A 23935-nucleotide genomic window follows, 5' to 3' on the forward strand; every position below is an offset into this window, starting at 1 on the left:
ACCTCCGGCGGCGTTTCTGCGCCACGAAGGTGTCATTCCTCATCGTGGACCTGACGGGCAAGGCGGTGGCGCGGCTGGCCACGGCCGCCGGTGCGGAGGGTGGGCGGGAAGCGGAGCGGATTCCCATGTCCGGCAGCGTCTACGAGCAGGTGATCCGTACCCAGCGGCTGTACCAGGAGAGGACCGGCCAGGGACAGCGGGTGATCGTGCCGGTCACCAACCGGGGGGACGCCATCGGACTGCTGGAACTGCTCCTGCCCGCCGATCCCGGCGACGACGTCCTCGACGAGGTCGGTGAAGCCGCACACATCCTGGCCTACATCGTGATCGCCAACGGACGCTTCACCGACCTCTACACCTGGGGCAAACGCTCCAGGCCCCCCACACTGGCGGCTGAAATCCAGTACCAGCTACTTCCCCCGTCACTGTCGTGCGAGGCTGCGCAGTTCACCTTGTGCGGGAGCTTGGAGCCCTCGGAAGACCTCAGCGGCGACACCTTCGACTACGCGCTGGACCGCGACACCCTGCACGTGTCGGTGACCGACCCCATGGGCCACGACATCGATTCCGCCCTTGCCGCCACCGTACTGGTGGGCGCCCTGCGCGGCGCCCGTCGCGCAGGTGCCGGTCTGGCCGAGCAGGCCCACCGGGCCGACCGGGCCCTGACCGATCACGGCCACGGTCACGCCACCGGGCAACTGCTGCGCATCAACCTCCACACCGGCCGCGCCCGGCTCGTCAACGCCGGCCACCCCTGGCCACTGCGCGTGCGCGACGGGAAAGCGGAGGCGATCACCTGCGAGGTGGACCACCCCTTCGGGCTGCCCGTCTCCGTGCCTCACCCCTACCGTGTCCAGGACCTCGACCTGCGCCCCGGTGACCGTCTGCTCATGGTGACCGATGGCATGCTCGAACGCCATGGGGAGGAGGTCGACCTGCTCGCCCTCCTGAAGCGCACCCGGGATCTGCACCCGCGGGAGGCGGCGCTGACGCTGACGTCCGCGGTCCGGGACGCCGCCGGGGGCCGGCTCGCAGACGATGCCACCGTGATGTGCCTGGACTGGCACGGCCCCCAGCAGACCCTGCGGCACGTCAGCTCCGGCGCGGACACCCAGCAGGCTTCAGCCGGCCGCACGAAGCAGTAGCGGTGACCAGGGCCCTCCCCCGGCCGGTGCCAGACGCTCGGCTCGTTGCTGCCCGCGTCTCGCCCTTCCTTCCACGACGGAACGTCAGGACGTACCCGGCGGCAGGGTCGGCTTCTTTGAACTGGAGGTCTGGAAGTGCGACACGTCGGCCCCCGGCGAAGCGGGGGGGGCCGACGCATGTCGAGAGTCCTTCGATGGTCCTGGCGCGGCGGTTTCAGTGGGTCAGGGCGCCTCGCGCTTCCTTGATCCCGTAGTAGACGATCACGTAACCGGCGAGCGGATCTGCCCACCAGAGCCCAAAGGCGGCATTGAGAACGAGTCCGAGCAGGACCGCGGTGGCCAGGAGGCCGTCGACGAGGGTGACCCGGCCTTCGGTCTTGAGCACGGGGTTGTCCAGGGCGGTGCCGGTGCGGGCCTTGCCGGCGGCGAGGGCGAACATCACCGCGGCGGTGATCGCGGTCCAGGCGATGCCGGTGGCGCTGTGGTGGGCGTGGAAGCCGGCGGCGAGGACCCAGGTCGACTGCACCAGCAGGTAGGCCGCGAGCGCGATGAAGGCGATGCCGATCCGGCGCATCGCCTTGCGCTGGCGGTCCTCGCCGGTGCCGGACAGTTCCCAGATCACCACGGTGGAGGCGCCGATCTCGATGAGGGAGTCCAGGCCGAAGCCGGCCAGTGCGACCGAGCGGGCGTTGATCGCGGCGATCGCGAGGACCACGATGCCGATCACGTTCCAGCCCAGGGTGGTGTACTCCAGGGCGAAGCCACGTCGCAGCAAGGCGGTCCGGGCCGTGGCGGGCAGCGTCGTCATGGTCGTTGGTCCTCGCAAAAGGGGTGGCGGCGGGGTCAGTCTGTCAGCGCCTGGCGGATGCGGCGGGAGGGGGTGAAGGCGTACAGGTCCAGTACGCCGGGCGGGTCGGCCAGGCCCGGGCCGCCGGCCTCGACCCAGGCGGCGATGTCGGCTGCGGCGTCGGTGTCGTTGACCAGGCCCAGCCACACCGGGCGCCCGCCCGCCGCGCGGCCGGCCGCGGAGGGCTGGATGACGATGACGTTGGCGTGCTCGCAGGCGTCCAGGCAGCCGGTCACCCGCACCTGCGCGGTGTCGGCGAGGGACTGGCGCAGCTGGGCGAGCTGGGCGCCATGGTCCAGGCCGGGGATCTTGGCGGTTCCGCAGCAGCAGCCGTGGCAGACGGTGACCGTGCAGCGGGCTGCCCCTGCCGCGGCGGGGGCAGCCTTGCGGGTGCGGCGGCTCACTGGTCGTTCCCTGCGCGGCGCCAGGCGGCGTCGGCCAGCAGGCGCAGGCCGTTGAGGCCGACGATGACGGTCGAGCCCTCGTGCCCGGCGACACCGAGGGGCAGCGGCAGCGTGCCGGCCAGGTCCCAGATGACCAGGCCGGTGATGAATGTCCCGGCGATCACGAGGTTCTGCACGACCAGGCGGCGGGCCCCGCGCGCGAGCGCGACGGCGGTGGGGATGGTGGCCAGCTCGTCACGGACCACGACGGCGTCGGCAGTCTCCAGGGCGAGGTCGGAGCCGGCGCGGCCCATGGCGATGCCGGTGTGAGCGGCGGCCAGGGCCGGGGCGTCGTTGACGCCGTCGCCGACCACCAGCACCTTGCGCCCGGCCTGCTCCAGCTCCTGCACGGCGCTGACCTTGTCCTGCGGCAGGAGACCGGCTCGGACGTCGGTGATGCCGACCTCGCTCGCGAGGCGGGCGGCGGTGCGCGGGTTGTCACCGGTGACCAGCACCGGCGGGTGACCGGTCAGGCCGGTCAGCGCGGTGACGGTGGCGGCGGCCTCCTTGCGCAGCCGGTCGGCGATGCCCAGCACGCCGACCGGGGTGCCCTCGATCTCGACCAGGACGGCGGTGCGGCCCTCGTCCTCCAGCCGGGCGGCCACCGCGGCGGCCGGGTGGTCACCGCGGCCGCCGCGGAGCCGGGCGGGGCTGCCGACCGCCACGGCCTTGCCGTCGACCCTCGCCCTCACCCCGGTGCCGGGGGCGGAGGTGAAGTCCTCCACCAGCGGGATGTCCAGGTTCAGGGTGCGGGCGGCATCCACGACGGCACGGGCGAGGGGGTGCTCGCTGGGGTGCTCGGCTGCCGCCGCGTAGCGCAGCAGGGCGTCCTCGTCCAGGCCGGAGGCCGGCAGCGGGCGGATGTCGGTCACGCGCGGGGTGCCCTCGGTCAGCGTGCCGGTCTTGTCCAGCGCCACCTGGTCGACCTGGCCGAGCCGCTCCATGACCACGGCGGACTTGACCAGCACGCCGTGACGGCCGGCGTTGGCGATCGCCGACAGCAGCGGCGGCATCGTGGCCAGCACCACCGCGCACGGCGAGGCCACGATCATGAAGGTCATCGCCCGCAGCAGCGTCGGCTGCAACGCGGCACCGAACAGGAGCGGCAGGGCGAACAGGGCGACCGTCGCGGCGACCATGCCGAGGCTGTAGCGCTGCTCGACCTTCTCGATGAACAGCTGGGTGGGCGCCTTGGTCTCGGAGGCTTCCTCGACCATGGCCACGATCCGGGCGATCACCGAATCCGACGGATCGCGCTCGACCTTCACCCGCAGCGCGCCGGTGCCGTTCAGCGTGCCGGCGAACACCTCGTCCCCGGCCTGCTTCACGACCGGAAGGGGCTCGCCGGTGATGGTGGCCTGGTCCACCTCGCTCGCCCCGTCCAGCACCCGGCCGTCGGCGCCGATCCGCTCACCCGGGCGCACCAGGATCACCTCGCCCACCGCCAGCTGCTCGCTCGGCACACTCTCCTCGGCCCCGTCGTCACCGAGGCGGGTCGCGGTCGCGGGCGCCAGGTCCAGCAGACCGCGCACGGAGTCGGCGGTGCGGGCGGTGGCGATCGCCTCCAGTGCCCCGGAGGTGGCGAAGATGACGATCAGCAGCGCGCCGTCCAGCAGCTGCCCGATCGCCGCCGCGCCGAGGGCGGCGACCACCATGAGCAGGTCCACGTCCAGCGTGTTGTCCTTCAGTGCCTGAAGACCCGCCCAGCCCGGCTGCCAGCCGCCACTGGCGTAGGTGAGGGCGAACAGCGGCCCCCACGCCCAGGCCGGTGCGCCCAGCAGGTACAGCGGCAGCGCGATCAGGAACAGCACCAGCGAGGCTGCCGCCCAGCGCGCGTCGGGCAGCGCGAAGATCCGGGTGCGGCGCCTGGGCGCCACCGCGTCACGGACCGTGTCCCCGGCGGGCGCTGGGCGCGTGAGGGTGGAAGTCATCGAAACAGGGTTCCTTCACAGACGGACGGACAGCGTCCAACGCCACCACCGTAACAGGAACGAATGAACATTGATTCATGCGTTCATTCGGGAGCGTACGATGGCCGCATGGGTCATGGAGCCGCATCCCCCGCCAGCCGCGTCCCGCGCACCCGCCTCACCGCGGACAACGCCGCGAAGGTGGCCGCCACGCTGCAGGCACTGGCCACCCCCTCAAGGCTGCTGATCCTCTCCCGCCTGCGCGAGGGCCCGCTCCCGGCGACCGAACTGGCCGCCGAGGTCGGCATGGAACAGTCGGCCTGCTCCCACCAGCTGCGCCTGCTACGCAACCTCGACCTCGTCGTCGGCACCCGCAACGGCCGCTCCGTCGTCTACTCCCTGTACGACAACCACGTCTGCGAACTGCTCGACCAGGCGCTGTATCACGTCGAGCACCTTCGCCTCGGCCTGAGCGACACCACCGCCGAGCCGGAGCCCGAAGACGCCATCGCCGTGGGAGACGGCAGGACGGGCCAGTAGGCCGGGTGCACGGTGACACCCGTGATACGACCCCAGAGATCGCCCCATGCGGCCGTCAGGGACAGCCGGGCCGGCGGCGGCGTGCGTCTGCTCGATGCCGTACGGTCAATGGTCACGGCCATGGCGCGCGGACCTGTCCCCGGGCTCGTGGGTGCGGCCCGGCGCTGCCGATCACCGGAAACGGCACCCACAGCGGAGCCGGTGCGCGAAGAACTCCCGGTGTTCGACTGGTGAGGAATACGGCGATCTCGCTGTCGGACAGTTCCGCGCCGTCCGGGCTGACGGTCACGGCGTAGGCGCTGAGGAACTCGTGGGTCCGACAGCGGTCGAGTTCCGGCCGCTGCCCACGCTGTGCGGCGTCCTCCAGAGCCAGTTCGTGGATGCCGAACTCCTGGCCGAGCATGGTGAACTGGGCAGACCCGGGCCGGTACAGGTCCAGCCACAGGACCGACGCCGGATCGGCGAGATGCGCGGAAACGTCACCGGCGGGAAAGCCCTCCAGGACGAGACTGCCGTCGTGATACAGCCGGGTGCGCGTCAGCACGGCCCGAGGTGAGCGTCTTGCACCCAGATCATGCTGCTTCGCCCCCATTGATCCTGACAGGCGAGGACCGCCCCGACTTCCCGCGCCGCCAGGCCCTCACCGCACGTACCGTACGCGGCAGCCGGTTCACCGACCCTCGTCCCGGGCGGCCTGTGCACGGTGATGGAGCTTTCGACGCGCCGGCCCGTGGAGTACTCCGTCATCCTCCGCTGCCGCGGCCGCCACCGCTTCGCGTATTCCGCGACCGTCTGCTGACCGAGTTCCCGGCGGGCCTCGGCAACGGACGGCGCCGTCTTCTTTTTCTCCGCGTAGATCTGCGTAAGGCGCTCGATCGCGTCGTCCTGCGTGTCGTAGCCGGCCTCTTCACGCTGCTGGCCGAGGGCGTCCCTGAACCGAATCGTGTACGGGTGCGAGCAACGGGTCAGCCTGGAACAACCGCACCCTTTGAAGAACGCCCCCATCCCACGGCCGAGCTGTCGAACCACGCATCAAGCCTTCCGAGCAGGGCGATGGGCGGCGCACGAGGCCCCTGCCGTAGGCGCAGGTCAGAATGCCGGACACCGTCCTGCCTCATGCTGACCTTCTGCTGACCCGGGGGCGGCCGTCATTTACAGACCTGCGGACTCACACCGATCCGTCGCCGACTTCTCCGACGCCATACGCCCTCGCCCGGCTCCGGCAGACCCGGCTCCGCCACCGAGGCTCCCGGAGGCGGCGAGGTAGCCGACGTTCGAATTCCGTAATGCCATGTGCGGTGTCTCCGCTTGACCCGGCCCTGCACCCCGGCGCACATTGGAATCCGCATAGCGGAAATGAATTACCGCTATACGGCAAGAATGCGGCAAGGAGACAGTAAGGACAAGGGCGGTTTCCGCCGTGGCGCACCGGACGATCACGCGCGGCCGGGACGCCGGGTCCCAGGCGCCCACGAGATCAACCCTCGCAGGATCACCCATGAAACTCTTCGCTCGCGAATTCTCAGTGCCTGGCCCTGACAGCCTCCTGCACCAAGGACGCGCACGAGCGCACCTGGCGCTTCCTCTCCTGCTGATCGCCGCGATCACCCTCTCGGCGTCCCTCGCCCCTGTGGCCATTCATCTCTCACCACTGCTCGTGGCGGCCCCCACCTGTACCGCGGCGGTCGCACGGGTGCGATTCACGATCGCCATGGCACTCACCGCCAGTGCGGCAGTGGTCCTCATCGACTGGCATGACGGTCTGGTGCACTCGCCGTTGCTGCCCATACACATCGGCGCACTGCTGGCGGTCTCGGGCTCTGCCGTCGCCGCTCGCGCGCTGCACGATCGCGATCTGAGAGAACTCACCCAGGTGCGCGCTGTCTCCGAGGCGGCCCAGCGGGTTCTGCTACGGCCGATCCCGCACACACTGGGTTCGCTGCGCATCGCGTCCATGTACCGGGCGGCCACCGCGCACGCCTTGGTGGGCGGCGACCTGTACGCCGCCGTCCGCTCCGGCCGTACGACCCGTTTCCTCATAGGCGACGTCCGCGGCAAGGGTTTGCCGGCCGTCGAGGACGCCTCCGCCCTGCTCGGTGCCTTCCGCGAGGCAGCCCATGAACACGAGACGCTCCCGAAGCTGGCGGCCTCCCTGGAACGCAGCGTCCGCAGGCACCTGGCCGAGATGAGCGGGAGGGACCCCAACAGCGCGGAACGCTTCATCACCGCTCTCCTGGTCGAGATTCCCGACGCCGAGGAGACCGTCAGGGTCATGAGCTGCGGACACCCTCCGCCGCTGCTCAGGCGACGCGGCGGCGTGACCCGCCTGTGTGTGGACCGGCCTGCTCCGCCACTCGGACTGGCCGGCAGCACGGCTGAGGAATTCCCTTCCCACACGTTCGCGTTCTTTCCAGGCGACACCTTGTTGCTCTACACCGACGGACTCGTCGAAGCCCGCGACGCCGCCGGGACGTTCTACCCCGTCCTCGAGCGTGCTGCCACTTGGGCCTGGTGCTGCCCGCACAGCCTGCTGCAACACATCAGCCGTGATCTCGACAGCTATGCGGGTCAACACCTGGACGACGACCTCGCCATGGTGGCCGTCCACTGCCCTGCCCACGCGTCCGATTCCCCGGAGGCCGCCGCATGAGCCGCATCAGAGGCATCCGCATCGGCGGGTCGCCCGTCGCGGACGACAGGGCCCTGTGCCTTGCACCCGAGGCCAACACTGAAGGGACAGTGACAAAGATGGCTGCCGTACGTCGGCTGCTGTGCCAGCCGAGCTCGCTGCTCGTCCTCTACCTGAGCGCCATATGCGCGGTCCAACTGGGCGTCTCCGCCGGTGGCTTGGTCCGCTGGTCCGACTACTCGGTGCTGGTCCCCCTCGTGGCCGCCGCCCTGCTCCCCGTTCGCCGGACCCTCTGCATCGGGGGCGCGACCCTGGTGGCCAGTGCGGCCGTCTACGGCTTGGCGATCCACGGGGTCTCCGAAGGAGCCCGTGCAGTCGTGATCTCCGCCACGGCGCTGTCCTTCGGCCTGAGCCTTGTGATCTGCCGGACCCGCCTGCGTCTGCAACGCCGGCACTGCACCCGGGCGGAACAGGCCGCGGTCAGTGTCGACAGTCCGGCAATCACCTCAGAGGCGAGACACCCCGCAGACGGCGCACCCGGCGACGTGCTTCCGTTCTCGGTGACGGACGAGCAGCCGTCCCCGCTGCCGCAGCCCGCGGCGGTGGAGCTTGCCGGTTCCGGCGTGGCCGACAACAGCACAGCCGCGCCCAAAACCCACTGGCTCGACGTCATACCACTGCCAGGCGCCCGGGTCGCACTGGTCGCAGGATCCGTCACCGGCCCCGGGAGCTACTCGCCCGGAATCACCACCGAACTCCGCACCGCGGTACGCACACTGGCCGACATCGACCTGCAACCGGATGAACTCCTCACCCACCTGGAGAACGTACTCACCCGGCTGCGGCCCCAGCACGACATGGGCGGGCACGACGGGGGCGCGGCCGGGACCACCACCCATTGTCTGTATGCCGTCTACGACCCCGTCTCCGCGCGCTGCACCCTCGCCAGCGCCGGATATCCCGCGCCGACCGTGATCAGGCCCGACGGCCGGGCCACCACCGTGGAGGTTCCTGTCGGCCTGCCGCTCGGACTTGCCCGACCGCCCGCGGAGACCACCGAGGTCGCGCTCCCCGAAGGCAGTGTGCTCCTGCTGTACGCGCACACCCCCGGCACACCTGAACGGGCAGCCCGGTCCGGTGGGACTGCGTCGCCGGAGGCGGTCGCCGGATCCCAGCGCGGCCTGGACGCCCTCTGCCGCCGGGCCCTCGACGCCCTCGTGTCCGGTGGGCGGTATGTCCACGCCGACGTCCTCGCGGCCCGCACACATGCCTTCGACGGCAGCAATGTCGGTGCCTGGGAGCTCTCAGCCGATCTCGCGGCCGTCTCGCAAGCTCGTAAGCACATCTCAGGGAAGCTCGCCGCATGGGGACTTGACGAGGCCGCACCCACCATGGAGCTGATCGCGAGCGAGCTCGTCACCAACGCGATCCGCCATGGTCAGCCTCCTGTCCGACTGCGCCTGATCCGACACGGCGCCGGACTGACCTGCGAGGTCTCCGACGGCAGCAACGCCTCCCCGTATCTGCGGCGGGCCCGCACCTTCGACGAGAGCGGCCGGGGGCTGTTCATCGTCGCTCAGCTCACCACGCGCTGGGGCACACGCCACCATTCCCACGGCAAGACCATCTGGGCGGAAGAAGAACTTCCCACACCGGAACACCCGAGCGACCACCACACCACCTCGGCAGACTCGGTCGCCTAGCCCTCTGCTGAACCTCGTCGTGTTCGGAGGTTGAGGATGAAGCTTCTGCAGGAGCTGCACACGCTGATCGTTCAACACGTGGGGATCGGCGGCCGCAAAGCCACGGTTGTCGACGGCGTGGCCGTTGCGGTCGTGAACGAGCCGACTCCGCCGGTCGTTGCCCCCGTGCCCGGACCCACCCTGGCGATCGTGGCCCAGGGCACCATGCGCACAGTGCTGAACGGCGAACCGTACGACTACGGTGCCGGGAAGTACGTGATCGCCTCGCTCGACCTGCCGTCGACCAGCCAGGTCATCCAGGCAGACCGTGACCGACCGCTCACGGTCTTCATCATGGGCCTCCGGCCGCAGGCCATCGCGTCGTTGCTGCTCGAGACGGACGAGGCGGGCACGCCCCCCGCCGGAAGGGAGTTCTTCGTCGCGGACGCCACGCCAAAGCTGCTCGAACCCGTCGTACGACTGCTGCGGGCCGCCCGCTGCCCCGACGACCTGCGAGTTCTCGGCCCGGCATACCAACGCGAGATCCTCTGGCGGCTGATCACCGGAAACCAAGGCGGCGTCATTCGGCAGATCGGCCTGGCCAACAGCAGCATCGCGCACATCACCCGGGCCATCGACCGGATCCGCGGACACTACAAGGAACCGCTCAACGTCACCGACCTCGCACGTCTGTCCAGCATGAGTACGTCCTCGTTCCACCGGCACTTCCGCGCAGCGACGTCGACCACACCGATTCAGTTTCAGAAGACGATACGTCTGCAAACCGCTCGTACACTTCTGCGGGCTCGCGCGGGGAGCGTCACGGCAATCGCTCACCGCGTCGGCTACGAAAGCCCGTCCCAGTTCCACCGGGACTACCGAAGAATGTTCGGGACCTCTCCAGGGCGCGATACACCGTGATCTGACTTTCATCGCCTTCCGCCGGGCCGCCGCCGCGGCCCGGCAGTGACGGGCGACTCGGTCAGCGCTCCTCCGCCAACGGTCGGCAGCGGTGGTCGCAGAGCCGCGGCGCCGGGGGGTATGCGGGTGGATGGTGAGCCGGGTCGGCGCCGCCGGTCGACGACGCGCTATGAGGAATCAACTGGTTGAAGCGCAGCACTTTGACGACCATCGGATGATCGGCTAGCAGCGTCAGCCGACCCCCGGCCGCATGGATGCGGCGGGCGGCGGCGGTCAGCGGACGTGCTCCTGCGCAGTCCAGGAAGGTGACCTGCCTCAGGTCGATGACGACCTCGGGGCGGGTGCCGCTGCTCGCGGCGGTGAAGATCGCCTCGGTGTGGGCAGCGGTGGCAACATCCAATTCACCGGCGGCAGTCACCAGGACGGGCCGAGTTCCGACAAAGAGGGTACAGACGGCTGGCACGTACTTTCTCCTCTACGAGTGAGGCATTGACGAACACGTCAAAGCTATGGACAGAGCCACGCCGTCGTCATGGCAGTCAGCACCCATTCGCTCTTACCTGCCAGCACTACCAGGCAGCAAGTCGCCAGTATCATGCACGCACTTGGCAGGATCGTTCTTCCCTCTCCCGTCTTCGCTGTGGTGGAATTGACGGACACATAGCCGAAAGCGCGGCTGCTCAACCCGGGAGTTCACTTCCAGACAACCGTTGTGACTGCGTCGCCTGCCTTCGAGAGGCAGGACCAGCCGTGCCCGACGGCATTCCCGCCGTCGGGGACTTGGAGGCGCTCGTGGACCCGCATCGGCTGCGCCGCGACGCCGAGTTCCTCGCACGAACCTCATCGCCTGCCGCGGGCGGTTCCGCTCCGAGAGCGGGCACCCCCCGGGAGTCTGGATACACGATGCGTTGCATAATCGTCGATGACTGTCCCCACTTCCTCCGAGCCGCTCGCTGTCTGCTCAAGGTCCAGGGCGTAGAGGTCGTGGGTATGGCATCCGACAGCGCTCAGGCACTGCGGCAGGCCGAGCAACTCAAGCCGGACGTGGCACTGGTCGACATCGATCTGGGCGGCGAATGCGGCCTGGAGCTGGCCGGCCGAATGCGACTCGAGACCGGCCCGTCGCCGCCGCGGGTCATTTTGGTTTCCGTCCACGCAGAGGACGAATACTCAGGCATGATCGAGGAGAGTGCCGCAGTCGGCTTCCTGGCGAAAGCCACTCTGTCGGGCAATGCCATTCGCGCTCTGCTCGCCGCAGCGGACGAGGATCACCATGACCGTTCGATCACCTGGCCTCCAGAAACGTGATGACCGCCCGCACACGACGGTGGTCGTCCTCGGTCTCCGGAAGGTTCAGCTTCGCCAAGATATTACGTACATGCTTCTCCACCGTTCCTTCGGTGACCCACAAGCGGTGCGCGATGCCGGCATTGGAGCGGCCCTCGGCCATCAACTCCAGCACCTCGCGTTCCCGCGTGCTGAGTGCGGCCAGCGGATCCTCCCTGCGACGGGCGGACACCAGTTCCTGCACCAGGGCAGGATCCAGCGCCGACCCACCCCTGGCGACCCGCCGCATCGCTTCCAGGAAGTCCTGGACGTCACTGACGCGGCTCTTGAGCAGGTAACCAATACCGTGTCCGCGGTCAAGCAGTTCCAACGCGCTCTCCACCTCGACATACGCGGAGAGAACCAGGATGCCCATGTCGGGGAACTCCTGGCGGATGGTGCGGGCTGCGTCCAGACCTTCGGTCGCCTGTCCGGGCGGCATCCGGATATCCAGTATCACCAGATCCGGCGTGACGCTCCGTACCAGGTCGAGCAACTGGACGGCGTCGGCGGCCTTCCCCAGAACCGCGCAGCCCGCGCGCTGGAGCAGGCTGGCCAGACCCTCACGAAGGAGGACGTCGTCGTCGGCGAGGACGACGCGCAGGTGCGTCAGGGCCGGTCCGCCCTCGCTCGGCCGACTGCCGACGCCGGCCCCCGAGCTTCCTGAGCTCATGTTCAACATTGTCCTTGAGCCTCGTCCAGCGAGCACGCTGTGAGAGGTTCGTGCAGAACCTGTCTCAGCGACAGGGAGGTATCAGTGCATCCACGCGCCTCCCGAATCCGGAAAACCGGCGGGCACAGAGGTCTGGTAAGCCGCTTGATCGTCGCAAGCAGCCTCCTCGTGCTCCCCATCGGCACGGCTTTCGCCATCCTGTTGCACTCGGTCGTCGACCTGCGCGCCGTACACCGGCTCGCACAGCAGTCGGAAGAGGTGCGCATAGTGGCGAGCCAGGCAGAGCAACAGGTGCTCGATTTCGAGACGGACTTGCACAGCTATGCCCTGACCAGACAGCCGCGGTACGTCAAGCGCTGGCAGGATTCCGTGGCCGCCTTCCCCAAGGAGGCCGGCAAGCTCAGGAGTCTCACCGCAAACAGCCCTGGACAGCTGGCCCAAGCGGAGTGGATCCAGAACATGTGCACCGCATACATCAGGGAATACTCCACGCCTTTGGCGAACGCCGCGGAGCACGACCGTTCCCTGAGCGAGCGGTCCGTCCTGAGCGGAGAGGACAACCGCCGTTTCCAGGTGATTCTGGACGGGTTTCACGACCTCGTCGCCACCGAGCAGAATATGGCCAAGGAAAGGGAGGCACATGCCGCGACGCCCACAGACCAGGCTGTCGCCGCCACCATCGCCGGTCTGACCGGATCGGTGGTGACCACCATCGGAGTCGCAGGCTACGTCATCAGGGCAATCGTGCGTCCCGTGCGCCGGACCGCCGCCATGGCCGACCAACTCGCCAACGGGGAGCTGACCGCCCGCACACCGGAAACAGCGGTCGGTGAGATCGGGCTCCTGGAGCGCAGCTTCAATCGCATGGCCGACTCGCTGGAGAAGAGCCATGCGGAACTGTCCACGTCCCGATCCAGGATTCTCGCCGCCACCGATCAGGCGCGGCGCAGCATCGAACGCGATCTGCACGACGGCACCCAACAGCGGTTGGTGGCCCTTCTGCTGGAACTGCAAGTGGCCGGGAGCACGGTCCCTGCGGACCAACGGGAACTGAGGGCCAGGATCTCCCGGGCCGCCGAGTCCCTGAAAGCGGTACTGGACGACCTGCACGAGCTCTCCCGTGGCATTCATCCGGCGGTCCTCACCCGGGGAGGCCTGGCCCCCGCGCTCAGGGCTCTGGCCCGCCGCTCACCGGTTCCGGTGGAACTCGACGTGGATGTTCCACGAAGGCTGCCGGAGCCCGTCGAGGTGGCGGCCTACTACGTCGTGTCCGAGGCGCTGACCAACACCGCGAAGCATGCCCGCGCGTCCTACGGCCATGTCTGGGCGAGGACCGGCCCCGGCGTCCTGTGCCTGTCCGTTCACGACGACGGCGTCGGAGGCGCCGCAACGGGGAGTGGCTCGGGGCTGGTCGGCCTCACCGACCGGGTAAGGGCCCTCGGCGGCAGGTTGGACCTCCACAGCCCCGCAGGGGGAGGTACCACTCTGCGAGCACGCCTTCCCCTGACCGAGGCGCAGCCGGCGGATCCCTCACCTCCCCATGGCCTCCCCCCGCCGGCCCCCTCCGCGGACTGACCGGCCCGTGGGAGGCGGCGGCAGCCGAAGCCGGACTCCGCGGCTCCGGTCGGCAGGCGCCGGTCGGGGCAGGGTCCACCACCGGACCGTGACGAGGCGGACGACGGCGGCCCGGAAGACCATCGCCGCCGCGACGACGACGAGACCGCGGAGGTTGGTCCTGGCCGGCGGTTCGTCCGGGGCGGTCGCAGCCGGCGGCCGAGCAGCGGGTCCACGTAGGAGGGCTTGACCAGGAAGCTCACGACGAAGCTCGACAGCAGGTTGCCCACGAGCAGGCCGGTCCGGAGCGGCAGGTGCAGGGGGACAGCGCGAGCGTCAGCAGTACGACGGTCGGGTACAGGCCGCCCCGGAAGGCGAGGGAGGTCCTGTCCCGGAGGGACGGTGGCGGCGCCTCCTTGCCGTAGCCGCGCAGCGCCCCGCTCGGGACGGTGTTCGTGTAGACGGAGTAGGCGTCGTACCAGAGCCACGTCCCGCCTGCCAGCCGGGCGTCACCCTCGTGCCACACCGTGCCCGGCCGCTCGGGCGGTCGCCGGATCACTTCGGTGATGGCGTCGAGGTCCAGGGAAGCTGATCCGAAGTACCGGTTCAGAGGCTTTTGCGCAATTTATCGCAGCATGCGGAAGGCAGCCGGACGCGGGCATCCGGCAGTGGTCGTGACGGCTGCCTTTCATGACGGGTCCGCGCCGCCTCCGCGATGACGATCCGCGCCGTCTCCGCCGGGACGGACGTCCGTGACGGTGAAGAGCTCCGCGGTGCCGCTGATCTCCAGGAGCCGGCTCACGGCGGCCCGCAGCGGGCCGACCAGCACGAGGGTCCTGCCGTCGGCCCGGTGGCGGTGCCGGGCCCGGATCAGCGCGTTGAGCAGCATGCTGTCGGCGAAGGTGACGTCGGCGAGGTCCACGGCCGTGACGGGCATCGCCGCCCGGTCGGCCGCCTCCCAGGCCCGCTCGAAGGCACCGGCGTCGTCGTAGTCGACCTCGCCGCGCACAGTGAGCACGAAGACCTGCGCACGGCGGTCGATGCGCACGCTCAGGTCGGGAGCCGGGTGCATGGCGCCATCCTCACGTCGCCGGTCCCCGTGGGACCGGTGGGGCCGGACCGGACGGCCGGGCCGCTTCCCGGGGAAATCGCCACAGCCTGGGCGACGATCGTCATGCGGTCCCTCTCGGCGGGTACACGGATGGCTGTCGGGTTCGCCGACGGGCGGACGCGACAGCGCGACGGCGGCGTGAGGCGGGCCGGCACGGCCACCGCGGAGACACGGCCGTCGCGAGCGCGCCGCGCCCGGGTCGCGTGCCCGGACACGCTTCCGATCACGCGCGCGCCCCCGGTGTTCCGGGCGTACCGCACGGTAGCCGCGGACCGCGCCGACAGGAGGTCACGGAAGGAAGTGAGGAGAATCCGAAGAACAGTTGCCGTTTGACAACAATAGCCATGAGGCAACAGAGTAGCCGCGTCGGACGTACACGGGGAAGGACCTGGAATGATCCGGTGGACGGAGACCGCTCCGGGCACCGCCCGCCATCGCCGTGAAGCGGTGGTGGCACCGGTGCCGTGAAGGATCCTCAGGCGGTCCGGCTGTCGGAGTCCGGAGCCTCGTCGTGTATCTGCGTGGCCGCGGCGGCGCAGAACGCCTCCAGGCCCTCCAGCAGGGCGACTCGCTGGGCCGCGGGCATGTCGGCCAGCACCTTCTGCAACTCGCCCTCCCGGCGAGCGCGCAGATCGGCGAGGAAGATGCGCCCCCGGGCGCTGAGATGGAGCCGTACCTCGCGCCGGTCCTCCGGGCTCACCACGCGCTCGAGGAACCCCGCGGCCTGCAGCCGGTCACAGAGCCGGCTCGTCGACGGCGGGGTGGAGGCGAGGAACTCGGCGAGCGTCCGCAGGTTGATGCCGTCGTGGTGCTCGAGGATGTGCAGCACGCGCAGCTGGGAGGCCGAGGTGGGCGCGGTCGACGCCCGCCCCCAGACGACCTCCAGCAGCTCGACGGCCCGCGTGGTCACGCGTGCGACCTCTTCGGGCTCGGGGCGGCGGCGGAAGGCAGTCACGGTCACACTCTCGCAGGCACTGGGGCGCCTCTCAGCGTACTAGCAGCCGCCACCGGCCATGGACACCTAGGTACGACGGACGCGGATCCGCACGGAGCCCGGCGCCGCCGCCCGGCCCGCACGTTGTCAGGAGAAAGAATGGTGCACCCCCCATCGTGAACAGAATCGAAACCGCTGAACGCGCCCTGCGCACAGCGGCTCCCCACGAACTGCTGGACGCCGTCCGCGCCCTGCTGACCGAGCGATACGACGCGGCGGACGCCGAGCTGTTCATGGCCGACTACAGCCTGACGGTGCTTCAGCCGGTGTCGGTGGCGCCGCACAACCTGGCGCCGATCCCGGTGCACGGCAGCCCGGCGGGCCGGGCCTTCGGCTCGCAGGCGCCGTACTGCGAGGACGGCCGGGGCCGGCCCGCCCGGGTCCATCTGCCGGTGAGCGTGCGCGGGGACCGCCTCGGCGTGCTCTCCGTGACCCTGAACGGCAGCGAGGCGACCCCCGACTGCGTCGCGGAGCTCGCCGAGATCGCCGACGCGCTGGCGCACGAGGTGGTCGTGGCCGAGCGCGACACGGACCTGTACCTCCAGGCCCGGCGCAGGGACCGGCTCACCCTGGCCGCGGAGATGCAGTGGCACCTGCTGCCCGGCCGCTCCTGCTCCCGCCCGGAGTACGACCTGGCCTGCCAGCTGGAACCGGCCTACGCCGTCTTCGGGGACAACTTCGACTGGTCGGGCACGTCCGACCAGCTGATGCTGTACGTCACGAACGGCATGGGCGAGGGCATAGAGGCGGCCCTGCTGACCAACCTCGCCGTCAACGCCCTGCGCAACGCGCGGCGCGCCGGAATCGCCATCGAGGACCAGGCGGCCCTGGCCGACCAGGCCGTCTACGCCCACTACCGGGGCCGCCGGTACCTGTCCGTCCTGATGCTCGACCTCGACCTGGCGACGGGGCGGGCGAGCGTGGTGGACGCCGGCTCCCCGCAGCTGCTGCGGCTGCGCGCCGGCGCTGTCGAGCGCGTGCCCTTCGAGGCCCAGCTGCCCCTGGGCATGTTCGAGGAGACGGACTACGTGGCGCAGGACTTCGCCGTCGAGCCCGGGGACCGGCTCATCTTCGTCAGCGACGGCGTGCACGCGGTGCACTCCCCGAAGGGCGAGACGTACGGCGAGCGGGCCCTCGCCCGGGCCATCCAGTCCACCCGGCTGCTGCCCGCCGCCGAAGTGCCGCGCGCCATTCTGCGCGAGCTGGCGGGACATCGCGGCGATGCCGTCGTGGCGGACGACGACGCCCTGGTCGTGTGCCTGGACTGGCGGGGGCGGAAGCAGCCGTGACGCGGTGACGTGGGGCGGCGCCCGCGTTCCCGGGCGCCCGGCGGCAGCCGTGCGCGGGGAACGGCCTCGCGCACGTGTCCGCGTACGTCAGCCGGTTCCGTCCTCGTCCCTCGTGCCGCCGTCCAGGGCGGCCACAAACCCCCTGAGCCCGCGATCGAGGGCCTCGAGATCGGCCGGCTCCATGGCGCCGAGGGCGACGGCCAGCCTCTGTGACCTGCGGCACGCCACCTCGTCGAGGGCCTGCCGGCCCTGCCTCGTCACATGCAGTCGCACCGCGCGCCGGTTACGCGGGTGCAGCTCCCGCTCCAGCAGACCGGCCGCCGCCAGCCGGTCGCACAGCCGGCTGGCGGCGGGCAGCCCGATGTCCATCCGCACGGCCAGGGCGGTGAGGTTGAGCCCCGGTTCGCCCGCCATGGTCCGCAGGGCCCGCAGCTGATGCGGCGACAGCCGCACGCTCGCGCCCTGCGCGGCGACCGACCACAGGGTCGTGAGGCCATCGACGGCGTCGGCCATCGACACGGCCAGTGCCGTGAGGCCGTCCTGCGGGCCGCTCGATCGGCCGCTCCCGGCACCACTGAGACCAGTCACGAGGCTTCGCTTTCCGACATCGCCCGTCCATGCAGGTACCACCTTTGTTCCCTCGCGGTACCCGACCGGCGGCCGTCCACGCCCCGCCGCCCCGCCACCGCCGCGGCCTGCACAGCATCTGCACGAGTCGCCGCGCGGGACGGGGCCCCGGTCCCCAGCCGTCAGGCGGACAGGAGGGAGTCGTCCTCGACGCGGGCGCCGGGCAGGCGGTACCGGGCCACGACGAGGGCGGCGTCGATGTCGCTGGTGCCGGTCGCCACGCACAGCGTGTAGGCGACGTCGGCCATCCGGCGGCGTACCGCCTCGTCGCCCTCGTCCGCATGGAGGGTGCGCAGTGTCTCGTACTGTTCCATCAGGTCCGTCAGTACGGCGGGGTGTGCCATGAGCATCGCGGGTCTCCTGCCTGTCAACCGTTCGCGTGGATCATGCAGCGGCCCGTCTGCCCCGGCCGCCGCGCTTCATTCCCCCGGGTGACGACCGCCGTCGGCCCGCCGCGCGCGGCTCACCCCGCCTCCTCCGGCGGCTCGTTCCGGGCCGCCGTCCAGCCGCCGTCCCGAGCCGGCCGGCCGAGGCCCAGCAGCGGGTCGTCGAAGAGCGCGAGCCGGGCGGTGACGCACTTGCCCACGGGCTCCCGGCGCGTCTCGAAGCCCTGCACCACCGCCAGCACGATCTCCAGTCCGTGCTGGCCCACCCGTCCGGCGTCGGCGGCCCGGGCCAGCGGCAGCGTGGGATCGGTGTCCCAGACCTCGATCTCCACCATGGCGTCGACGACGCGCAGGTGCAGCAGCACCGGTCCCGGCGCGTACTTCAGCGCGTTGGTGACCAGTTCGCTGACGACCAGCTGCGCCGCGCCCATCGTGCGGGAGGTGACCGGCAGTCCGTGCACGGACTGGGCTCTGGTCAGGAACTCCGACGTCCGGTCCCGCGCGTCGGCGATACAGCCGTCCGACCCGTCCAGGGCGATGGTGACGTCGGCAGGTGCGGCATCCGGCATCCGGGAACACTCCTCGGGCGGGACAGGCGCCTCCCTGCCACTGACATGCGATACCCCGTTCATGGGCGCGCGTCTACCCGGCCTTGCCGGCGGTATTCCCGTGCCCCGGAAAGTTGTCCGGGACTTCGGGTGCATCACCGCCGGGATCCTGGGCAACGTTGGCTACAGGAAGGGGGCTCGACCCGTACCGAGGGCGCAGAGGACTGACGTGGCAGACCACCAGGAAACAGTGGGACGCGGCGAGTTGGCCGTGGTCCGCGCGGATGTCGACGGCATCGCCGTGCTCGGCGTCCGCGGGGAGATCGACTACCAGAGCGTGGGCGCGCTGACGCGGGCGATGCCTCCGGCAGACCCCACCACCGGCCCCCGGGTCGTCGTCGACCTCAGTGAGGTCACCTTCATGGATTCCAGCGGCGTCAACGCACTCGTCGCCGCCCACCACGCCACCCGGGCCGAGCAGGGCTGGCTGCGCCTGGCGGGCGTGCACGGCCCGGTACTGCGCACCGTGCAGCTGGTGGGTCTCGACGCCGTCGCCCCCTGTCACCCGACCGTCGCGGAGGCCATCGCGGCCTGACAGCCGGGACCTCGTGAGCGCCGGCAGGCAGGACCTCGTGAACGCCGGTCGGCGGAACCACACGCGTGCCCGCCGGCGGAACCACGCGCGTGCCCGCCGGCGGGAGGACGTGAGCCGCGGTCCCGGTCGCGCCGGGGAACCCGGCCCGTCCGCCGACGGCACAACCCCTCCGGGTTCCCCGGTGCGGCCCGGCCATGCCGCTCGTTTCCGCTGTTCTTCGGTGAGCCGCGGACTTCACGCCGGCCTTTTGTTGCTGCACGACAACTGAGTTAGTCTGCGATCGATTTCCTGTCGGCCGGAGCCGTCTAACGCGGCGTCGCCACTGGCGGTGGGGCTGCCTGGCGCCGGCCTGGTTCCGGGTCCCCGGGGTGGGGATCCTGCGAAACGGAACGAGGGTGGGCATGGCCGGCACTTCGATGGACGCCAAGGTGCGGGGGCCGGGTGAGCAGGAGCTGCGGCAGCTGCTCGCCGGGCTCACAGCGGTACGCGACGGTGACTTCGGCACCCGCCTGCCGTCCGACGGCACGGGTCTGCTCGGTGACATCGCCACGGTGTTCAACGGCATGGTGGACCAGTTGTCCCTGTTCACCTCGGAGGTGACACGCGTCGCCCGCGAGGTGGGAACCGAGGGCACGCTGGGCGGGCAGGCCGAGGTGCCCGGGGTCTCCGGCACCTGGGCGGACCTGACCGAGTCGGTCAACGCCATGGCGGGCAACCTCACCACCCAGGTCCGCGACATCGCGCAGGTGGCCACGGCGGTGGCCAAGGGCGACCTCTCCCAGAAGATCGACGTGCCCGCACGCGGCGAGATCCTGCAGCTGAAGGAGACCGTCAACACGATGGTCGACCAGCTGTCCTCGTTCGCCGCCGAGGTCACCCGCGTCGCCCGCGAGGTCGGCAGCGAGGGCCGCCTCGGCGGCCAGGCGCAGGTTCCCGGGGTCGGCGGGGTCTGGCGCGACCTCACCGATTCGGTCAATTTCATGGCCGGGAACCTCACCTCCCAGGTCCGCAACGTCGCCCAGGTGACGACCGCGGTGGCGCAGGGCGACCTCTCCCAGAAGATCACCGTCGACGCCCGCGGCGAGATCCTCGAACTCAAGAACACCATCAACACCATGGTCGACCAGCTCTCCGCCTTCGCCGACGAGGTCACCCGTGTCGCCCGCGAGGTCGGCACCGAGGGCCGCCTCGGCGGCCAGGCCGACGTGAAGGGCGTCAAGGGCACCTGGCGCGATCTGACGGACTCGGTGAACTTCATGGCGGGCAACCTCACCGCGCAGGTCCGCAACGTCGCCCAGGTGGCCACCGCGGTGGCGCAGGGCGACCTCTCCCAGAAGATCACCGTCGACGCCCGCGGCGAGATCCTCGAACTCAAGAACACCATCAACACCATGGTCGACCAGCTCTCCGCCTTCGCCGACGAGGTCACCCGCGTCGCCCGCGAGGTCGGCACCGAGGGCAACCTGGGCGGGCAGGCGATCGCGCGGGGCGTGTCGGGGACCTGGAAGGACCTCACGGACAACGTCAACGTGATGGCGTCCAACCTGACCGGGCAGGTCCGCTCCATCGCCCAGGTCGCCACGGCGGTGGCGCGCGGCGACCTCTCGCAGAAGATCACCGTGGAGGCCAAGGGCGAGGTCGCCGCGCTGGCGGACGTGATCAACACCATGGTCGACACGCTGTCGGCGTTCGCCGACGAGGTGACCCGCGTCGCCCGCGAGGTCGGCACCGAGGGCCGCCTCGGCGGCCAGGCGCACGTGCCGAACGTGGCCGGCACCTGGAAGGACCTGACGGACAACGTCAACTCGATGGCCAACAACCTCACCGGGCAGGTGCGCAACATCGCCCTGGTGACGACCGCGGTGGCGGGCGGCGACCTGTCGAAGAAGATCGACGTGGACGCCCGCGGCGAGATCCTGGAGCTGAAGACCACCATCAACACGATGGTCGACCAGCTGTCCTCGTTCGCCGCCGAGGTCACCCGCGTCGCCCGCGAGGTCGGCAGCGAGGGCCGCCTCGGCGGCCAGGCCGAGGTGGAGGGCGTCGAGGGCACCTGGAAGCGGCTGACGGAGAACGTCAACGAGCTGGCCGGGAACCTCACCCGGCAGGTCCGCGCGATCGCGGAGGTCGCCAGCGCCGTCGCCGAGGGCGACCTGACCCGCTCGATCACCGTGGAGGCCTCCGGCGAGGTCGCCGAGCTCAAGGACAACATCAACGCGATGGTGGGGTCCCTGCGCGAGACCACCCGGGCCAACCAGGAGCAGGACTGGCTCAAGACCAACCTCGCGCGCATCTCCGGCCTGATGCAGGGCCACCGCGAGCTGCCCGTGGTGGCCGAGCTGATCATGGACGAGCTGACCCCGCTGGTGTCGGCCCAGTACGGCGCGTTCTACCTGGCGGAGGACGCCGCGCGCGGGCCCGAGCTGCGCCTCGTGGGTTCGTACGGGGCTCCGGACGACGCGGAGCGGCCCACCAGGATCCCGGTCGGCCGCTCCCTGGTCGGGCAGGCGGCACGCAACCGGCGCCCTGTCACCGTGGACGAGCTCCCGGAGGGGTACGTCACCATCTCCTCCGGCCTCGGGCAGGCGCTGCCCCGCGCCCTCGTGGTGCTGCCCATCGTGGTCGAGGAGCAGGTCCTGGGCGTCATCGAACTGGCCTCGCTGACCCGTTTCACCCAGATCCACCAGGACTTCCTGGCGCAGCTGATGCCGACCATCGGCGTCAACCTCAACACCATCGTGGCCAACGCCCGCACCGACGAGCTGCTGGAGGAGTCCCAGCGCCTGACCGCCGAACTGCAGTCGCGCTCGGAGGAGCTGCAGGTGCAGCAGGAGGAACTGCAGCGCTCCAACGCGGAGCTGGAGGAGAAGGCGTCCCTGCTGGTCGACCAGAACCGCGACATCGAGGCGAAGAACCTGCAGATCGAGCAGGCCCGGCAGGAGCTGGAGACCCGGGCGCAGCAGCTGGCGCTGGCCTCGAAGTACAAGTCGGAGTTCCTGGCCAACATGAGCCACGAGCTGCGCACCCCGCTCAACAGCCTGCTGATCCTCGCCCAGTTGCTGGCGCAGAACCCGTCCCGCAACCTCACGCCCAAGCAGGTCGAGTACGCGGGCATCATCCACTCGGCGGGCTCGGACCTGCTGCAGCTGATCAACGACATCCTCGACCTGTCCAAGGTGGAGGCCGGCAAGATGGACGTCGCTCCCGAGCGGGTCCCGCTGCGCCAGCTGCTGGAGTACGTCGAGGCGACGTTCCGGCCGATGACCTCCCAGAAGAGCCTGGACTTCGCGGTGTCCACCGCCCCGGGAACCCCTGCCGACCTGCTGACCGACGACTCCCGGCTGCGCCAGATCCTGCGCAACCTGCTGTCGAACGCGGTGAAGTTCACCGAGGAGGGCGGGGTGCGGCTGCGGATCGAACCGGCCGCCGACGCGGAGGTGCCGCCCGGGGTGCACCGCGGCGGGCCGGTGGTGGCCTTCCGGGTCGTCGACACCGGCATCGGCATCCCCCAGCAGCAGCTGGAGACGATCTTCGGCGCGTTCCAGCAGGCCGACGGCACCACCAGCCGCAAGTACGGCGGTACCGGCCTGGGGCTGTCCATCACCCGGGAGATCGCGCACCTGCTCGGCGGTGCCGTCACGGTCGACAGCACGCCCGGCCAGGGCAGCACGTTCACGCTCTATCTGCCGGTCGCCCGCGCCGACTTCGAGGAACTCCTGGAGGCCGGGGGCCGGCCGGTGGAACAGCACCGCGACGGGACCGGTGCCGAGGTATCGCCGGCACCGCGTGCGCCGGCCGCTCCGGCGGCGGCCGCCGAGCCACGCAGGCGCCGGCTGCTGGTGATCGAGGAGCGGCCGCGCGGGCTGCTCACGCTGGTCGCCGAGCGGGCCGTGGCGGACATCGCGCAGCGCCCCGACGACCCGCACGGGGACATCGACATCATCACCGCGGTCGGGGCGCAGGAGGCGGCGAGCACCCTGGCGGCGCAGGCCTGCCACTGTGTCGTCCTGGAGCTCGGCATGCCCGGCCAGGAGAGTGCGGGCTTCCTGGAGGCCATGCGCGGTGACTCGGCGCTGGCCAGCGTGCCGGTCCTGGTGCACACCGGGCACCGGGTGGACCTGGCCCAGGAGCAGGGGCTGCGGGCCCTCGCCGGGGGCCGGCCGCTGGACTTCCTGGCCAGCCTGGACGAGCTGCGCGAGCGCATCACGCTGCACCTGTCGGCGGAGCAGCCCGGCGACGTGCTCTCGCTCGTGCGCGCCGAGGACTCGCACCCCCCGGCCGCACAGGTCATCGACGACGCCTTCCGGGGCCGGACGGTCCTGGTGGTCGACGACGACGCCCGCAACCTCTTCGCCCTGAGCGGGGTGCTGGAACTGCACGGCTTCCAGGTCCTGCACGCCGACAACGGCCGCAAGGGCATCGAGATGCTGCTCGCGCACCCCGACGTCTGCCTGGTGCTGATGGACGTGATGATGCCGGAGATGGACGGCTACGCCGCCACCGCGGAGATCCGCGCCATGCCCCAGTACACCGAGCTGCCCATCATCGCCGTGACCGCGAAGGCCATGCCGGGCGACCAGGAGAAGAGCCTGGCGTCGGGGGCCAACGACTACGTCACCAAACCCGTGGACACGGGGGACCTCATCGGCCGCGTCCGGCGCTGGCTGTCCGGGCCGGGGTGAGCACGCGGCACGGCCGCACCGTCCACCAGCCGG

At 70.6% G+C, this 23935-nt stretch carries 23 protein-coding genes; 10 read left to right on the plus strand and 13 right to left on the minus strand.

The genetic code is table 11. The features are described 5' to 3' along the window. On the plus strand, positions 1-1145 hold a 1145-nt coding region (locus AB0472_RS14130; protein WP_366356366.1), incomplete at its 5' end, for a PP2C family protein-serine/threonine phosphatase. 214 nt (positions 1146-1359) lie between these two features. Here AB0472_RS14130 and AB0472_RS14135 read toward each other — a convergent pair. From AB0472_RS14135 to AB0472_RS14145, 3 genes are read right to left on the minus strand one after another with little or no spacing between them, the layout of a single operon-like run. Then, on the minus strand, positions 1360-1953 hold the full coding sequence (locus AB0472_RS14135) for a cation transporter (RefSeq protein ID WP_366356367.1): 594 nt from the start codon (positions 1951-1953) through the stop codon (positions 1360-1362). A gap of 35 nt (positions 1954-1988) precedes the next feature. Continuing rightward, positions 1989-2396 carry a (2Fe-2S) ferredoxin domain-containing protein gene (locus AB0472_RS14140; protein ID WP_366356369.1) on the minus strand — a complete coding sequence of 136 codons (408 nt, stop codon included), beginning with the start codon at positions 2394-2396 and terminating at the stop codon, positions 1989-1991. Continuing rightward, a complete protein-coding gene (locus tag AB0472_RS14145; RefSeq protein ID WP_366356371.1) occupies positions 2393-4366 on the minus strand; it encodes a heavy metal translocating P-type ATPase in 1974 nt (657 codons plus the stop codon). The genes AB0472_RS14140 and AB0472_RS14145 overlap by 4 nt, the downstream gene beginning before the upstream one ends. A 108-nt stretch (positions 4367-4474) precedes the next feature. Here AB0472_RS14145 and AB0472_RS14150 point away from each other — a divergent pair, with 108 nt between their 5' ends. Further along, positions 4475-4885 (plus strand): metalloregulator ArsR/SmtB family transcription factor, encoded by a 411-nt coding sequence (locus AB0472_RS14150; RefSeq protein WP_366356373.1) that lies wholly within the window; start codon positions 4475-4477, stop codon positions 4883-4885. Between the two features lie 112 nt (positions 4886-4997). On the opposite strand, the gene AB0472_RS14155 is transcribed toward AB0472_RS14150, so the two are convergent. After that, the gene (locus AB0472_RS14155) at positions 4998-5429 is read right to left on the minus strand and encodes a CorA family divalent cation transporter (protein WP_366356375.1); all 432 of its coding nucleotides are present in this window, start codon (positions 5427-5429) and stop codon (positions 4998-5000) included. Then, the gene (locus AB0472_RS14160; RefSeq protein WP_366356377.1) at positions 5423-5914 is read right to left on the minus strand and encodes a hypothetical protein; all 492 of its coding nucleotides are present in this window, start codon (positions 5912-5914) and stop codon (positions 5423-5425) included. The genes AB0472_RS14155 and AB0472_RS14160 overlap by 7 nt, the downstream gene beginning before the upstream one ends. Positions 5915-6596: 682 nt before the next feature. Here AB0472_RS14160 and AB0472_RS14165 point away from each other — a divergent pair. The 3 genes from AB0472_RS14165 (at position 6597) to AB0472_RS14175 (ending at position 10117) form a co-directional block, all read left to right on the plus strand. After that, positions 6597-7535, plus strand: coding sequence for a PP2C family protein-serine/threonine phosphatase (locus AB0472_RS14165; protein ID WP_366356378.1), 939 nt, complete (start codon positions 6597-6599; stop codon positions 7533-7535). A 98-nt stretch (positions 7536-7633) separates the two neighbouring features. Then, positions 7634-9217, plus strand: coding sequence for an ATP-binding SpoIIE family protein phosphatase (locus tag AB0472_RS14170; RefSeq protein WP_366356379.1), 1584 nt, complete (start codon positions 7634-7636; stop codon positions 9215-9217). A gap of 36 nt (positions 9218-9253) precedes the next feature. Next, positions 9254-10117, plus strand: coding sequence for an AraC family transcriptional regulator (locus AB0472_RS14175; protein ID WP_366356381.1), 864 nt, complete (start codon positions 9254-9256; stop codon positions 10115-10117). Positions 10118-10178: 61 nt separating this feature from the next. Here the strand turns inward: AB0472_RS14175 and AB0472_RS14180 are convergent, their stop codons facing one another. Next, on the minus strand, positions 10179-10580 hold the full coding sequence (locus AB0472_RS14180; protein ID WP_366356382.1) for an STAS domain-containing protein: 402 nt from the start codon (positions 10578-10580) through the stop codon (positions 10179-10181). A 440-nt stretch (positions 10581-11020) separates the two neighbouring features. On the opposite strand from AB0472_RS14180, the gene AB0472_RS14185 reads away from it, so the two are divergent. Beyond that, on the plus strand, positions 11021-11425 hold the full coding sequence (locus tag AB0472_RS14185) for a response regulator transcription factor (RefSeq protein ID WP_366356548.1): 405 nt from the start codon (positions 11021-11023) through the stop codon (positions 11423-11425). Here AB0472_RS14185 and AB0472_RS14190 read toward each other — a convergent pair. Beyond that, positions 11403-12116: a response regulator transcription factor gene (locus AB0472_RS14190; RefSeq protein WP_366356383.1), complete on the minus strand. Its 714-nt coding sequence runs from the start codon at positions 12114-12116 to the stop codon at positions 11403-11405. The genes AB0472_RS14185 and AB0472_RS14190 overlap by 23 nt on opposite strands. Before the next feature lie 144 nt (positions 12117-12260). On the opposite strand from AB0472_RS14190, the gene AB0472_RS14195 reads away from it, so the two are divergent. Beyond that, positions 12261-13691 (plus strand): CHASE3 domain-containing protein, encoded by a 1431-nt coding sequence (locus AB0472_RS14195; protein WP_366356385.1) that lies wholly within the window; start codon positions 12261-12263, stop codon positions 13689-13691. 238 nt (positions 13692-13929) lie between these two features. Here the strand turns inward: AB0472_RS14195 and AB0472_RS14200 are convergent, their stop codons facing one another. The 3 genes from AB0472_RS14200 to AB0472_RS14210 form a co-directional block, all read right to left on the minus strand. After that, positions 13930-14229: a hypothetical protein gene (locus AB0472_RS14200; RefSeq protein WP_366356387.1), complete on the minus strand. Its 300-nt coding sequence runs from the start codon at positions 14227-14229 to the stop codon at positions 13930-13932. 129 nt (positions 14230-14358) lie between these two features. Then, positions 14359-14742, minus strand: a complete 384-nt coding sequence (locus tag AB0472_RS14205) for an STAS domain-containing protein (protein ID WP_366356389.1) — start codon at positions 14740-14742, stop codon at positions 14359-14361. A 514-nt stretch (positions 14743-15256) separates the two neighbouring features. Further along, positions 15257-15742 (minus strand): MarR family transcriptional regulator, encoded by a 486-nt coding sequence (locus AB0472_RS14210; RefSeq protein WP_366356391.1) that lies wholly within the window; start codon positions 15740-15742, stop codon positions 15257-15259. Between the two features lie 149 nt (positions 15743-15891). Here AB0472_RS14210 and AB0472_RS14215 point away from each other — a divergent pair, with 149 nt between their 5' ends. Continuing rightward, positions 15892-17064, plus strand: coding sequence for a PP2C family protein-serine/threonine phosphatase (locus AB0472_RS14215; RefSeq protein WP_366356393.1), 1173 nt, complete (start codon positions 15892-15894; stop codon positions 17062-17064). A gap of 87 nt (positions 17065-17151) precedes the next feature. Here AB0472_RS14215 and AB0472_RS14220 read toward each other — a convergent pair whose 3' ends face one another. The 3 genes from AB0472_RS14220 to AB0472_RS14230 form a co-directional block, all read right to left on the minus strand. Beyond that, positions 17152-17652 (minus strand): MarR family transcriptional regulator, encoded by a 501-nt coding sequence (locus AB0472_RS14220; protein WP_366356395.1) that lies wholly within the window; start codon positions 17650-17652, stop codon positions 17152-17154. 161 nt (positions 17653-17813) lie between these two features. Then, positions 17814-18041: a DUF5133 domain-containing protein gene (locus AB0472_RS14225; RefSeq protein WP_366356397.1), complete on the minus strand. Its 228-nt coding sequence runs from the start codon at positions 18039-18041 to the stop codon at positions 17814-17816. A 113-nt stretch (positions 18042-18154) separates the two neighbouring features. Next, positions 18155-18646 (minus strand): ATP-binding protein, encoded by a 492-nt coding sequence (locus tag AB0472_RS14230; RefSeq protein WP_366356399.1) that lies wholly within the window; start codon positions 18644-18646, stop codon positions 18155-18157. A 208-nt stretch (positions 18647-18854) separates the two neighbouring features. Between AB0472_RS14230 and AB0472_RS14235 the strand changes: the two genes are divergently transcribed. Together AB0472_RS14235 and AB0472_RS14240 are read left to right on the plus strand one after the other, a co-directional pair. Further along, positions 18855-19220, plus strand: a complete 366-nt coding sequence (locus AB0472_RS14235; RefSeq protein WP_366356401.1) for an STAS domain-containing protein — start codon at positions 18855-18857, stop codon at positions 19218-19220. A gap of 401 nt (positions 19221-19621) precedes the next feature. Then, complete coding sequence (locus tag AB0472_RS14240) at positions 19622-23902, plus strand: HAMP domain-containing protein (protein WP_366356403.1); 4281 nt, start codon at positions 19622-19624, stop codon at positions 23900-23902. Positions 23903-23935: the final 33 nt, after the last annotated feature.

It is taken from the genome of Streptomyces sp. NPDC086777 (assembly GCF_040702065.1).
GTDB lineage: Bacteria > Actinomycetota > Actinomycetes > Streptomycetales > Streptomycetaceae > Streptomyces.

Excerpts from the sequence above, each read along its gene's own strand:
- AB0472_RS14135 (WP_366356367.1), bottom strand. The coding sequence starts at position 1,953 with ATGACGACGCTGCCCGCCACGGCCCGGACCGCCTTGCTGCGACGTGGC.
- AB0472_RS14145 (WP_366356371.1), bottom strand. The coding sequence starts at position 4,366 with ATGACTTCCACCCTCACGCGCCCAGCGCCCGCCGGGGACACGGTCCGT.
- AB0472_RS14150 (WP_366356373.1), top strand. The coding sequence starts at position 4,475 with ATGGGTCATGGAGCCGCATCCCCCGCCAGCCGCGTCCCGCGCACCCGC.
- AB0472_RS14165 (WP_366356378.1), top strand. The coding sequence starts at position 6,597 with ATGGCACTCACCGCCAGTGCGGCAGTGGTCCTCATCGACTGGCATGAC.
- AB0472_RS14170 (WP_366356379.1), top strand. The coding sequence starts at position 7,634 with ATGGCTGCCGTACGTCGGCTGCTGTGCCAGCCGAGCTCGCTGCTCGTC.
- AB0472_RS14175 (WP_366356381.1), top strand. The coding sequence starts at position 9,254 with ATGAAGCTTCTGCAGGAGCTGCACACGCTGATCGTTCAACACGTGGGG.
- AB0472_RS14185 (WP_366356548.1), top strand. The coding sequence starts at position 11,021 with ATGCGTTGCATAATCGTCGATGACTGTCCCCACTTCCTCCGAGCCGCT.
- AB0472_RS14190 (WP_366356383.1), bottom strand. The coding sequence starts at position 12,116 with ATGAGCTCAGGAAGCTCGGGGGCCGGCGTCGGCAGTCGGCCGAGCGAG.
- AB0472_RS14205 (WP_366356389.1), bottom strand. The coding sequence starts at position 14,742 with ATGCACCCGGCTCCCGACCTGAGCGTGCGCATCGACCGCCGTGCGCAG.
- AB0472_RS14225 (WP_366356397.1), bottom strand. The coding sequence starts at position 18,041 with ATGCTCATGGCACACCCCGCCGTACTGACGGACCTGATGGAACAGTAC.
- AB0472_RS14230 (WP_366356399.1), bottom strand. The coding sequence starts at position 18,646 with ATGCCGGATGCCGCACCTGCCGACGTCACCATCGCCCTGGACGGGTCG.
- AB0472_RS14240 (WP_366356403.1), top strand. The coding sequence starts at position 19,622 with ATGGCCGGCACTTCGATGGACGCCAAGGTGCGGGGGCCGGGTGAGCAG.